Below are 13,045 nucleotides of genomic sequence, written 5' to 3' on the forward strand. Positions count from 1 at the left end.
TCGGCCATGATTCGATGTTCCGCGGCGATGACTCCTGGCGCGTTGTTTGATCGCAAGGCATCGCATGGATGGTCAGTCCGCGGCGGTCTTGCGGAACGCCAGCATCTGCGTCCGGTAGGGGAACGCGATGTCGCCGTCGCCGGCATCCGCGAGGGCGGGGGTTGCCGCGATCAGGGCGCGCACCTGGCGTTCGACCTCTACGCGCTGCGCGTCCGGCAGCGCGGCAATGAAACTGGTCGACAGCGTGCGCTGCACGATGACCTGGTCGGCCGGGCCGACATGGTCGTGGCGCACGGTCTGTTCGCCCAGCGCCTCGAAGCCGTCGGCCGGGAACAACCGCCGCCACGCGCCGCTGGCATGGCGCGGGGTATCGCCTTCGTGCACATCGGTCATCGCGGTCAGGGCCGCGACCCAGGGCATCCGGGTGTCGCGGACGTTCCAGACCAGGGCCAGCACGCCGCCGGGCACCAGCACGCGACGGATCTCGGCCAGCGCGGCCGTGGTCGCGAACCAGTGGAAGGCCTGCGCGCAGACCACCGCATCGACCGAGGCATCGGCCAGTGGCATGGCATCGGCGCTGCCGTCGTGGACGTCGATGTCGGGATGCAGCCGGCTGAGCTCGGTCCGCATCGCCGCGACCGGTTCGACCGCGATGACGGTCGCGCCGGTGACCGCCAGCCGGGGGATGAACTTGCCGGTACCCGCCCCGAGGTCGACGACGCGGCGTCCGGGCGCCAGGCCGACGACCTCGCGCAGCCATTGCGTGGTCTCCGGCGGATAGTCGGGACGCCCGCGCACATAGGTGCCGGCACCCTGTGCATAACCGTCGCTCGCGCTGTCGTGGATGGATGCCATGTCGCGGTCTCCTTTCGAAGCGGAATGAGTGGTTGGCCAGTCTGCTTCTGTGACGGAATGCAGCCGTTCGTGTAAGCGTGTCGACTAGACGGCCTCGCGACGCCCCTGGGCCTTGGCCTGGCGGATCACCCGGCGCATCTGCTCGCGGTCGTCGTGGCGCGAGATCGGCGTGGCGCCCAGTTGCAGCGCATGTTCGCGCAGTTCGGCGGTGACGTCGTAATGGGCGCCGCTGGTCTTGTCCTGGAAGGCGCGTCGCGGGATGCCCAGTCGGTCGGCGAAGGCATGCAGTTCCTCCAGCGTGTCGGCCATCAGGTGCGCCCAGCGCTTGCCACGCCAGGGATGCACGGCATCGTCGACATACACAGCCATCGTGGGCGCGGGATCCAGCAGAAGGGGGAGCCAGCATGATATCGCCACGTGGATCGCTGCACGCAGCAGGACGCGCATGCGTGCAGCGGGCGCGTGCGAGGGACGGATGACTGGGCTGGCGTTGCCGTGTGCGCGCAGTCGCCGTGCGGGTTTGCCCGCTGGAAGGCGCTACAGCGACCTTGCCGAAACACCGGCACAGGCTTGGCGAATTTGCGGCACTGCAGCAAAAACGCTAGAATGGCGCGCTTGTCCCGAGAAAAACGCCCGATACGCCGATGCTTCGGCGGGATGCCGGACAGGCGATGCGGCCTAGAAGCCGCCCCCGTCATGCGATAGGCGTGACGTCCATCGTCGTGATCGGATGGCGCGCCTGCCGACGAGTGGCCCACGTCATTCCCGCCGCTTCATTACGAATGCCAGCCATCACGCATGCCGCCCATCAGGCATGCCGCGCTGCGATGGCCGCAGCGCATGCCCTGCCGTCTACGCCCGTCCCCGGGTCTGCCGCAGGGCCTCACCGACATCGCGATGCCATGCCATGCCCCATCCAAGTTCCACCTGGGCGTCACCGGCCCTGCGGCACTCTTCGTCGCGTCACCGGACGCCCGTCATGAGGAAACCACATGAACGATCCCGCATCGCATCACGCGGTCACTGCAGCGCCTCCGGAGCGCTGGCACTCACGCATCCTGGGCCCGGTGTTCTATCCGTCCGCGCTGATCATCCTGGCGATGCTGGCGCTGTCGTTCGCGGCGCCGCAGGCCACCGAAGCCGCGTTCAGTGCGGCCAAGACCTGGGTGGCCGACGATGCCGGCTGGTTCACCGTGTTGGCGGTCGCGGGATTCCTGGTCTTCATCATCGGCATCGCGGCCAGCGGCTTCGGTCGCCTGAAACTCGGGCCCGACCACAGCACGCCCGACTACAACTACGCGACCTGGTTCGCGATGCTGTTCGCCGCCGGCATGGGCATCGGCCTGATGTTCTTCGGTGTCGCCGAACCGATCATGCATTACGCCGACCCGCCGGTCGGCGATCCAGCCACGATCGCGGCGGCGCGCCAGGCGATGCGCATCACCTTCTTCCACTGGGGCATCCACGCCTGGGCGATCTATGCGGTGGTGGCGCTGTCGCTGGCGTACTTCGCGTACCGCCACGGCCTGCCGCTGCGGATCCGCTCGTCGCTGTATCCGCTGATCGGCGAGCGCATCCATGGGCCGATCGGCCACGCGGTCGACACCTTCGCGGTGCTGGGGACGATCTTCGGCCTGGCGACATCGCTGGGATTGGGTGTCATCCAGATCAATGCTGGCTTGAACTACCTGTTCGGCGTCGCCGTCGGCACTACGACCCAGGTCGTGCTGATCATCGTCATCACGCTGATCGCGACCGGTTCGGTATTCAGCGGGCTCGATCGCGGCGTGCGTCGCCTGTCCGAGCTCAACATGATCCTCGCGGTGGTGCTGCTCGCGTTCGTGCTGGTCATGGGGCCGACCGTGCACCTGCTGCAGGCGTTCGTGCAGAACACCGGCATGTACATCTCCAACGTGTTCGCGATGACGTTCAACCTGTATGCCTACGAGCCCTCGGGCTGGATCGGCGGCTGGACGCTGTTCTACTGGGGCTGGTGGATCGCGTGGTCGCCGTTCGTGGGCATGTTCATCGCGCGCATCTCGCGCGGCCGCAGCATCCGCGAGTTCGTCGTCGGCGTGCTGCTGGTGCCACTGGGCTTCACCTTCCTGTGGATGACGATCTACGGCAATACCGCGCTGCACCTGGTGCTGGCGCAGGGGGCCGGGGAACTGGTCGAGGCTGTGGCCGCCGACAGTTCGGTGGCGCTGTTCCGGTTCCTGGAATACCTGCCGATGTCCGGCGCGACGTCGCTGCTGGCGACCGCGCTGGTGGTGATCTTCTTCGTGACCTCGGCCGACTCCGGCGCGCTGGTCATCGACATGCTGTCCTCGAAGGGGGAGGACGAGTCGCCGGTCTGGCAGCGGATCTTCTGGGCGTTGCTGGTCGGCGCGGTGGCGATCGCGCTGCTGATCGCCGGCGGCCTGGCCGCCCTGCAGGCGGCGACGATCGCCAGCGCCTTGCCGTTCACCATCGTCATGATCCTGATGTGCTGGGGCACGCTGCGCGCGATGCGGCTGGAGATGGTCAAGCGCAGCAGCCTGCGCGATGCTCGGGTGATGCCCTCGGGCGCCGGTGGCGGCGACTGGCGCGCGCGGTTGCGGGCGCTGACCCATCATCCGCAGCGGCGCGAGGTACTGGCGTTCCTGCAGCAGCAGGTCACGCCGGCACTGGCCGAAGTGGCCGCCGAGCTGGGCAAGCGCGGATTGCAGGTGCAGGTGCAGGGCGGCGAGGATGGCCGCGCCTGGCTGCAGGTGGGGCATGGCGAGGAGATGGACTTCTTCTACTCGGTGCGCCCGCAGGCCTACGAGCCGCCGACCTTCATGTTCGACGACCCGCGCCGCAAGCGTAGCGACGACGACCGCTACTTCCGCGCCGAGGTGCACCTGCGCGAGGGCGGGCAGGACTACGACGTCATGGGCTGGCGCAAGGACGAGCTGATCCACGACGTGCTGGACCAGTACCAGCGCCACATGCACTTCCTCGACGTGGTGCGTTGATCGCCGCCACCCGGATGGCAGAACGGCCGGGAGAGCCCGGCCGTTGCGTTGATACCTACTGTTGCGCGAGGTGGGGGACATCAGTCCCCGGTGCAGGTCGGCGGCGTGTCAGCGGCTTGCCGTCGCCGGTGCTGTGAACTCGCGACGCACCCAATCATCGATCAGCCGCTTCTCGTAGCGCAGCGTGTCGTTGCTGCCGATGATCGAGCTGTTGCTCAGGTACATCGAATCGCGCAGCTTGCGCTGACCTTCCGACACCACGCGGCCATTGGCGTCGATATGACGGAACGCGAGTTCCATGCGCGGCGGATAGATGTCGCGCATGATCCGGATCGAATCCATGCGCATGCCGGCCGGCTCGTAATGACCGGCGCGGGCGATGTCCGTGATGTTCACTTCCAGGCGGTCGCCGGCAGGCAGGCGCTTCTCCGCGGTGTCGCGCAGGTGCTCGGCCAGTTGCACGACCCAGTTGCCGCGCTGCGATTCCCAGCGGTTGCCGCTGAAGCGCAGTTCGGTGAACTGTGCCGGATCGGTCCAGTCGACGGACACGGCGCTGTCGCCGGGCAGGGCGCGCGGGATGTCGGGATCGGTGACGTTGCGGGGCTTGGCCGAGACGGCCGAGGTGGCCAGCAGGCAGGCCGCGAACACGGCCGCGATCATCGGTGCGACGCGCGCCGGTCGGGCGAGCGAGGAGGCAAAGCGGGAGAAGCGTGACATGTCCGTCTCCGGGTGGCAGGTAGGGAACAACAGGATTGTCTGCCCCCGCAGCTTAATGCATCGCAAAAAGGGCGCCGCCCACGATGAACGGCGCCCGGGGGCGGACCTGCGGCATCCGGGCGTCCGGCTCCGCCCAGGAAAGGCGGGTGTCGGCGCCGTGTCAGCCCTTGACGCAGACCACCTGGCGCAGTGTGTGGAGGACCTCGACCAGGTCGGTCTGCGCGACCATGACCGCCTCGATCGACTTGTAGGCCGCCGGCGACTCGTCGATGACCGCCGCGTCCTTGCGGCATTCGACATGCGCGGTGGCCTCGCGGTGCTGCGCCAGCGTGATCTGCTGGCGCGCCGCGGTGCGGCTCATCACGCGGCCGGCGCCGTGGCTGCAGCTGTGGAAGCTGTCGCCATTGCCCAGGCCGCGCACGATGAAGCTCTTCGCGCCCATGCTGCCAGGGATGATCCCGAGCTCGCCGCTGCGCGCGCTGACCGCGCCCTTGCGGGTGACCAGTAGCTCCTCGCCTGCGTGCGTTTCCTTCTGCACGTAGTTGTGATGGCAATTCACCGCCAGCTTTTCCAGCTGGAAGCGCGGCAGGCGATGACGCATTTCCGCAAGCACCCGCGTCATCATCGCCTCGCGGTTCTCGCGGGCGTAGTCCTGCGCCCACGAGACGGCCTCGACGTAGTCGTCGAACAGCGGCTCGCCTTCCATGAAGAACGCCAGGTCCTTGTCCGGCAGGTGGAAGCCGAGCACGCGGTGCGCCAGTTGCTCACGCGCCTGCTCGATGAAGTAGCTGCCGATCAGGTTGCCGGTGCCACGCGAGCCGCTGTGCAGCATGACCCAGACGGCATCGGACTCATCGAGACAGATCTCGATGAAGTGGTTGCCGCCGCCGAGCGTGCCGATCTGGCTGGCGAGCTTGTCGGTGCGGATGCGGCGATGCCTGGCCTTGATCGCGTCCAGCCGCTGCACCAGCCCGGACTGGGCGATGCGCGTGCCGATGCTGTCGGGCAGCTTGTGATGCTCGCCCCCACGGCCATTGCCGACCGGCACGCTGCGCTCGATGCTCGAGCGCAGTTGCGCCAGGCTGTCGGGCAGGTCCGAGGCGCGCAGCGTGGTGCGCACCGCGGCCATGCCGCAGCCGATGTCGACGCCGACCGCGGCCGGGATGATGGCGCCCCGGGTCGGGATCACCGAGCCGACGGTCGCGCCCTTGCCCAGGTGGACGTCGGGCATGACCGCGACCCACGGCCCGACGAACGGGATCGCGGCGATGTTGCGCAGCTGTTCGTGCGCCTGCGGCTCCAGTGGCACGCCGCGCACCCAGCCCTTGATCGGCGTGCGGCTGCCCTCGGCGTGCAGCAGTTCGAAATTCTGTTGTGTGTTCATGATGACTCCGGATGCATCTCGGATGCTCTCGTTGTGGATTCCTTGCGGCCCTGCGCGCGGACTCCATCCCCGCGCAGGGCCTGCCTACTTCATCGTCACCAGTTGCTTCAGCACGCCATCCAGGCCGCCGAACACGGTGAGCTTGTCGATCTTCTCGGTGACCTTCTCCAGCGCCTCCAGCTCCTTGAGCCGCATCAGTACCGGGCTTTCCTCGATCAGCCTGGCAGTGTTGAGCAGCGAACGCGTGGCGTTGGCTTCCTCGCGACGACGGATCACGTTGGCCTGCGCCGACTTTTCCGCCTGCACCACGCCGTTGAGGATCTCCTTCATCTCGCCCGGCAGGATCACGTCCTTGACGCCGACGCCCATCACCTCGATGCCGAAGCCCGAGACCGTGCCGCGCACGTAGGCGAAGATGTCCGCATCCAGCGAAGCCTTGTCGCCCAGCAGTTCGTCCAGCGTCTTGGCCGAGATCGCCTTGCGCAGGCCGTACTGCAACTCGCGGTACAGGTAGTCGCCGGACTTGGCCACGTGCGTGCGCGCCGCCACCGGATCGGTGACCCGCATGCTCGCGGCCAGATTGACGAGCAACGAGACCTTATCGCGCGTCAGCAACTCCTGGCCAGAGACCTCGACCGACTGCACGCGCAGGTCCACGACCTCGATCGCGACATTCTTCTGGAAGTTCCAGAACGCGTGCATGCCGGGCGCCAGCGTCTGCAGCAGCCTGCCGTCGACGAACAGCAATCCGGCCGATTCGGCCGGGACCTCGGCGGACGCGGCGACCTTCGACAACAGGCCCAACTGGCGCAGCCGGCGCGCGACCGCGGCATCGATCGCCAGCGTGTCGGCCAGCGTGACCTTGCGGACCTGCACCTGGACCAGTCCGATCCAGTACAGGCGACGCGAACCCGGAGGCAGCACGTCTTCGAGCTTGCCGTGCTTGAGCACCAGACCGACCTCGTCGACGCCGATGTCGGCGTGCACGAAAGTGTCGCCCAAGGCCGTGCCGAGGCGCGCGATCAGCATGTCGACATCGTGGCCGGCGTACTCGGGCGATGCGATGTTGAAGATCCGGACCTCGATCCGTTGCAGCGGGTCGAGCTGGACGTGGATGCCGGGGGCGAGCACGCCGACGAAGCGGCGATTGCGATACATCAGGGCGCGCTCGCCGTCGCCGACGATGATTCGCTTGAACAGGGACATGTGGATGAACTCCTTGGGTGGCGGCCGCCGCGAGTGCGCGGAGGCCGTGCGCCATCAATGGCGCGGTATGGCTGTCCGGGTGGGCCCGTCATCGCACTGCGATGGCGTCGGGCGGTCCCGGCGGGTGGTGCGATCCGGTTTCAGGTGGGGGCATCTGGAATGCCCCCGGTCGACACGCGCCGGATCGGGTCGCGCGTGTTTTTGCTGTTTTGCGGTCGGGATCTCCAAATCAGGATGCCCGTCACCGATTCTTCACTTCGCGCTGGGCGATGATTCCCTGGTCTGCGCACGGATCCGCAGAGTCCGGTGAAGGATTCGCCAGTGTGGTATTTCCTGCACACGGACGTGCAGGCTCTTCTGCCCCGCATCGTCTGCGCTGTCTGTCCGCTTCGATCTCCGCATGCGCGCTTTTGGGTCGCGTCCGTGCGTCCTGCCTGTCGATCGACTGCCCGCGATCAACTGCCACGAATAACTGACACGAATAACTGACACGATTCGCTGCCGTCGATCGACGGCCGGCGTGTGGCCGTGCAGTGCGATGGCATGCGTCGCGTACGTGGCCCTGTGGTGGCTTGCCGTCGTGTCGTGCAATCAAGATGGATCCGCCCCTGGCGTCGTCGACACGGAACCTGCGTGCTGTCGGTGGCCGATCGCGCCCTTGTCGACGTCGCGCGTGGCGGCAGTGCCGCCGGCGCGTCGTCGTTGCAGGCCGATCCGCGTGCCTCGAGGGTCGCGATCCGGTGTTGTCGCCGCTGCGGGGTCCGCGTCTGCCGCAAACGGCATCGGCGACCGGGCCCCGCGCGGGGCGTTTCCTGTGGAAGGGCTTTCGCCCCGGTGTCATGACGTGACAGGTCATGTGTGGAGCGGGATTCGAACCCGCGACAGTCGATGCGCCTGTGAAAGCGACATCGATGCTCTACCCAACTGAGCTATCCAGTGGTGGACGTACCGGATTCGAACCGGTGGCCTTCGGCTTGCGCCGCTGCTCGCCGCTGAGCTTGCGTCCTTTCGCGCAGCACCCGTGTCGCGATCGCGGCATACGCCACGGCAGCGCCGCGCGCACCGGGTGGAAGACGATTCCACGCCATGGCGACCGTTGCACTGGATACTGCGGATTGTCGACGCCGCAGATACGGCGCCGGCAATTCGGGGGTGGGCGCATGCGCGCCTTCAAGCAATATCGTTGCCCACGTCACCCGCGCCGAAGCACGACGGCCTGTCATCCATTGCCTCGACGCATGCGCCGGGTGCTTCAGGGCGGAAATTATGTCCGGTCAACGAGATTGCACGCTCTGATCGGCCTGCCCTGGTCGGGCAGGTTGCCATCCATTTCCTTTGCGGACGCGAAAAAAAAGCCCCCGGCATTGGACCGAGGGCGTTCGCGTTCCTCGGAGATCGGGGTTGCCGATCTCCAGGACATGAAGATCAGGCGGTGGCGTCGTTTGCCAGAAGCCGGTATGGAAATGCACCGTGGCCCGCATGCGCGCGCGCGTCCGCATCGCGGCTTTCGCGCGACATGCAGGGCTTGGCAATGGAGGACAGGGCTTTCATGGCGATGGACGTCTTGGTGTCAGTGGTTCGTCGACAGGACGAAGGCGCGCACCTTACTCGCATGGATTATCGCTTGCAAGTGTTTTGTGCGGAAATATCCGAAGCATCGCCCGGAGGGATTAAGTCGGGCGACGAATGGTCGCCTGCGGGGCGGCGAATATCCGGTGCGTACCGGCGGTTGTCACGCGCGCGCATGACGTGCGTGGGGAATCGTCTGGCGTGGTCGCGCAGGGCAATCGATGCGCGGCCATGGCAGCGCATCGATTCGTCAGCGGGTTCTCCGGCCGCTCAGTCCAGCAGCGGACGCAACGCCGGCCAGACGTGATCGAGCAGCGCCGGCTGCGAGGCGACGGTCGGGTGCAGGTTGTCGTTCTGGAAAGCATCGCGGTCGAGTGCGATCGGTTCCAGCAGGAACGGCAGCAGTCCGGTGTCGAACATCGTCGACAGCTCGCGGAAGTTGCGTTCGAAGCCGGCGGTGTATTCCGCCCCCAGGTTGGGCGGCATGCGCATGCCGACCAGCAGCACCTTCGCGCCGACATGGCGGGAAGCGCCGATCATCCGCGCGAGGTTGTAGCGTGTGTCGCGCAGCGGCAGGCCACGCAGGCCGTCGTTGGCCCCCAGTGCGATGACGACGACGTCGGGCTTGTTGCGCAGGACCTCGGCGACGATCCGTGACGAACCCCCGGCGCTGGTCTCGCCGCTGATGCTGGCATTGACGACCCGCCACCCGGGCCTGTCGCGGGCCAGCCGCTCGCCCAGCAGCGAGACCCAGCCTTCGCGCGCGGCCATGCCGTAGCCGGCCGACAACGAGTCGCCCATGACCAGCACCGTGTGTGCGCCGGGCGATGCGGCGGCTGCGGGCGGGGCAGGGGCCTGCGCGCCAGCGCCGAAGGCCAGCAGCAGGGCGACCCAACCGATGACCCATTGCGGCATGCGCCGCGATGCCCCATATCCATTGTTCATGCAAGATGCTCCAAACCGAGGTGGCGACATGCCGCCTTTGCTGTCTTCGGACCCAACCCCACTGAGCCCCCGGACACGATGACTATGGCCGATGCCGCCCTGATGCAAGCTGAAACCCCTTCGCGCCCGCAGGGCGCACGCGCTGCCGCGCTCGAGGTCCGCGCCCTCGGTAAACGCGTCGTGCTGCCCGCGGGCGCATTGACGATACTCGATGATGTCGGCTTCGACATCGCACCCGGCGAGAGCGTCGCGATCGTCGGCGCCTCGGGGTCGGGCAAGAGCACGCTGCTGTCGCTGATGGCCGGCCTGGATACGCCCAGCGACGGATCGGTGCAGCTCGATGGCGCGCCGCTGTCGACGCTGGACGAGGACGGGCGTGCGCGCGTGCGCGGCGAGAAGGTCGGCTTCGTGTTCCAGAGCTTCCAGCTGTTGCCTTCCTTGACGGCATTGGAGAACGTGATGCTGCCGCTGGAGCTGCGCGGCGATGCCGATGCGCAGTCGCCGGCCCGTGCGATCCTGGCCAAGGTCGGCCTCGGCGAGCGCCTCGAGCATTACCCCAAGCAGCTGTCGGGCGGCGAGCAACAACGCGTCGCGCTGGCGCGCGCCTTCGTTACGGGGCCGTCGCTGCTGTTCGCCGACGAACCCACCGGCAACCTCGACACCCGGACCGGGCAGGCGATCATCGAACTGCTGTTCGCGCTCAATGCCGATGCCGGCACCACCCTGGTGCTGGTGACCCATGACGACCAGCTGGCCGCGCGTTGCGGCCGCGTGCTGCGGCTGGACAGCGGCCGGCTGGTCGCGGACCAGCGTCGCCACGACGGGCAGGCCGCATGAAGGTGCTGACGCTGGCCTGGCGCCAGTTGCGTCGCGACCTGGCCGCCGGCGACATCCGCATCCTGCTGGCCGCCCTGGTGCTGGCGGTGGTGGCGGTGACGTCGGTGGGCTTTGTCACCGACCGCGCCGAACGCGCGCTGGCGCTGGAGGCCAACCGCCTGCTCGGCGGCGATGCGATCGTCCGCGGCGACGCCCCGATCGCCGACAGCCTGCGCGCGTCCGCGCGCGGCGCGGGCCTGGCCCAGGCCGAGACGATCGAACTCGACAGCATGATCCGCGTGGGCGACGGCGCCGATGCGGCCCTGCGGCTGGGCGACCTGCGCGCGATCGGCGAGGGCTTTCCGTTGCGCGGCGTGTTCCGCATTGCCGGTGCCGATGGCGTCGAGCGCGATGCCCCGGCCGTGCCGGTCGCCGGCACGCTATGGCTCAGCCGCGCCGGTGCCGACACGCTGGGCGCGAAGATCGGCGATGTCGTGCACATCGGCGAAGCCGGCTTCACGCTGGCGGCGCTGGTGATCCAGGAGCCGGATGCATCGATCGATTACTTCAACGTTGCGCCGAAGGTGTTCCTCAACCTCAGCGATCTGGACGCGACCGGGCTGGTGCAGGAAGGCAGTCGCGTGCGTTACCGGCTGGTGGTCGCCGGCGAGGCGAACGCGGTCGAAGGCTTTGTCGCAACCGCGCGGGCCGGTCTCGCGCGCGGGCAGCGCATCGAGACGATCTCCGATGCGCGGCCGGAAGTGCGCTCGTCGCTGGATCGCGCGGGTCGCTTCCTTGGACTGGCGGCGCTGGTGTCGGTGGTGCTCGCGGCGGTGGCGGTGGCGATGGCCGCGCGCCAGCACAGCGAGCGGCACCTGTCGGGCGTGGCGGTGATGCGCTGCCTCGGTGCCAGCCAGCGCACCCTGGTCGGTATCCATGTCGGCGAGTTGCTGCTGCTGGGCCTGATCGCCTGCAGCCTCGGTGTGGCGATCGCGTTCGCGCTGCAATGGGCGGTCGCGGGTTGGCTGGCGCAGACGCTGCAGGTCTCGATCCCGGCCGCGAGCGTGTGGCCGGCGCTGCGTGGTTACGGCGTCGGCCTGGTCGTGCTGATGGCATTCGGCGCGCCGCCGGTGCTGGCCCTGCGCAAGGTGCCGGCGCTGCGCGTGCTGCGCCGCGACCTCGACGGCAGCGAACCCAGCGCCTGGCTGGTGGCCGGCCTGGGCTTCGCGGGCTTGGGTGCGCTGCTGTGGTGGCAGGCGGGCTCTGCGCGGCTGGCGCTGGCGATGTTCGGCGGCATCCTCGGCACGCTGGTCGTGCTGGCGGCGCTGGCCTGGGTGCTGATCGTGCTGGTACGTCGCGTGCGGACGCGCCTGCGCGGCAGCCTGCGTTACGGGCTGGCCAACCTCAGTCGTCGCGCCGGCACCAGCGTGGCGCAGATCAGTGCGCTGGGCCTGGGCCTGATGGCGTTGCTGCTGCTGACCTTCGTGCGCACCGACCTGCTCGATCGCTGGCAGCTGGCGCTGGCGCAGGACGCGCCCAACCGTTTCATCATCAACGTGCAGTCCGACCAGCTCGATCCGGTGCAGGCCTTCATGGCCGAGCGCAAGCTCGATGCGCCGGTGCTGTTCCCGATGATCCGCGGCCGCCTGCTCGAACACAACGGGACGCCGGTGCGCGGCGAGGACTTCGCCAACCGCAGCGGCGATGCCGGCGAGGACCAGCGCACGCAGCGGCGTGCCGAACGCGAGTTCAACCTGTCGATGGCGCAGACGCTGCGCGACGACAACAAGGTCACCGCCGGCACGTTCTGGCAGGGCACGCCGGCGACGCCGCAGATCTCGGTCGAGGAAGGGTTCGCGCAATCGCTGGGCTGGAAGATCGGCGACCGCATCGCGTTCGATATCGCCGGGCAGCGTTTCGAGGCGCCGATCACCAGTCTGCGCAGCGTGGAGTGGGAAAGCTTCCAGCCGAACTTCTTCGTGCTGGCCTCGCCGGGCGCGCTGGATGGCTATCCGGCCAGCCATATCACCGCGGTGCGGGTACCGCCGGAGCAGACGCGGTTCACCGCCGAGCTGGTGCAGCAGTTCCCGAACCTGTCGGTGATCGACATCGATGCGGTGCTGGCGCAGGTCCGCAGTACCGCCGATCAGGTTTCGACGGTGGTGCAGGTGGTGTTCTGGTTCTCGCTGGCGGCCGGCGTGCTGGTGTTGCTGGCGGCGGTCAGCGCCAGCCAGGACGAACGCCTGCTGGAAGGCGGCGTCATGCGCGCGCTCGGCGGCAGCCGTGCGCAGATGCGGATGGCACAGGCGTCGGAGTTCGTGGCGATCGGCCTGCTGGCCGGCCTGGTCGCGGCGATCGCGGCCTCGGTGCTGTCGGGCGTGGTCGCCAGCCAGGTGTTCAACCTGCCGTGGCGACCGAACCTGCTGCTGGCCGTGGTCGGTGCGGGCCTGGGCGTAGTGATGACGCTGCTGGCCGGCCTGTGGGCGACGCGCCGGGTGCTCGACGCGCCGCCATCGGTGACGCTGCGGGAACTGCAGGGCTGAGGCCGGCGTTGAGG

At 68.2% G+C, this 13,045-nt stretch carries 10 protein-coding genes and 1 tRNA gene; 3 read left to right on the top strand and 8 right to left on the bottom strand.

Translation table 11 applies throughout. From position 1 onward, the window contains the following. Window positions 1-72 precede the first annotated feature (72 nt). On the bottom strand, window positions 73-855 hold the full coding sequence (locus tag ACYX7E_RS04640) for a class I SAM-dependent methyltransferase (RefSeq protein WP_462079392.1): 783 nt from the start codon (window positions 853-855) through the stop codon (window positions 73-75). Between the two features lie 84 nt (window positions 856-939). After that, window positions 940-1,224 carry a DUF4031 domain-containing protein gene (locus ACYX7E_RS04645; RefSeq protein WP_462079393.1) on the bottom strand — a complete coding sequence of 95 codons (285 nt, stop codon included), beginning with the start codon at window positions 1,222-1,224 and terminating at the stop codon, window positions 940-942. Window positions 1,225-1,847: 623 nt separating this feature from the next. On the opposite strand from ACYX7E_RS04645, the gene ACYX7E_RS04650 reads away from it, so the two are divergent. Then, a complete protein-coding gene (locus tag ACYX7E_RS04650) occupies window positions 1,848-3,851 on the top strand; it encodes a BCCT family transporter (RefSeq protein WP_462079394.1) in 2,004 nt (667 codons plus the stop codon). A 108-nt stretch (window positions 3,852-3,959) separates the two neighbouring features. Here ACYX7E_RS04650 and ACYX7E_RS04655 read toward each other — a convergent pair whose 3' ends face one another. From ACYX7E_RS04655 to ACYX7E_RS04680, 6 genes are all read right to left on the bottom strand, one after another. Then, on the bottom strand, window positions 3,960-4,511 hold the full coding sequence (locus ACYX7E_RS04655) for a DUF3016 domain-containing protein (protein ID WP_462079470.1): 552 nt from the start codon (window positions 4,509-4,511) through the stop codon (window positions 3,960-3,962). Between the two features lie 217 nt (window positions 4,512-4,728). Then, window positions 4,729-5,952, bottom strand: coding sequence for an RtcB family protein (locus ACYX7E_RS04660; RefSeq protein WP_462079395.1), 1,224 nt, complete (start codon window positions 5,950-5,952; stop codon window positions 4,729-4,731). Window positions 5,953-6,036: 84 nt separating this feature from the next. Beyond that, window positions 6,037-7,158, bottom strand: a complete 1,122-nt coding sequence (locus ACYX7E_RS04665) for a slipin family protein (RefSeq protein WP_462079396.1) — start codon at window positions 7,156-7,158, stop codon at window positions 6,037-6,039. A 937-nt stretch (window positions 7,159-8,095) separates the two neighbouring features. Beyond that, window positions 8,096-8,164 (bottom strand) — tRNA-OTHER (locus ACYX7E_RS04670). Between the two features lie 419 nt (window positions 8,165-8,583). After that, window positions 8,584-8,709 carry a hypothetical protein gene (locus ACYX7E_RS04675; RefSeq protein WP_462079397.1) on the bottom strand — a complete coding sequence of 42 codons (126 nt, stop codon included), beginning with the start codon at window positions 8,707-8,709 and terminating at the stop codon, window positions 8,584-8,586. Window positions 8,710-8,997: 288 nt separating this feature from the next. After that, a complete protein-coding gene (locus ACYX7E_RS04680) occupies window positions 8,998-9,672 on the bottom strand; it encodes an arylesterase (protein WP_462079398.1) in 675 nt (224 codons plus the stop codon). Window positions 9,673-9,756: 84 nt separating this feature from the next. On the opposite strand from ACYX7E_RS04680, the gene ACYX7E_RS04685 reads away from it, so the two are divergent. Together ACYX7E_RS04685 and ACYX7E_RS04690 are read left to right on the top strand one after the other, a co-directional pair. Further along, window positions 9,757-10,509 (top strand): ABC transporter ATP-binding protein, encoded by a 753-nt coding sequence (locus ACYX7E_RS04685; RefSeq protein WP_462079399.1) that lies wholly within the window; start codon window positions 9,757-9,759, stop codon window positions 10,507-10,509. Then, window positions 10,506-13,031: an ABC transporter permease gene (locus tag ACYX7E_RS04690; RefSeq protein ID WP_462079400.1), complete on the top strand. Its 2,526-nt coding sequence runs from the start codon at window positions 10,506-10,508 to the stop codon at window positions 13,029-13,031. The genes ACYX7E_RS04685 and ACYX7E_RS04690 overlap by 4 nt, the downstream gene beginning before the upstream one ends. Window positions 13,032-13,045: the final 14 nt, after the last annotated feature.

It is taken from the genome of Luteimonas sp. RIT-PG2_3, assembly GCF_054902115.1.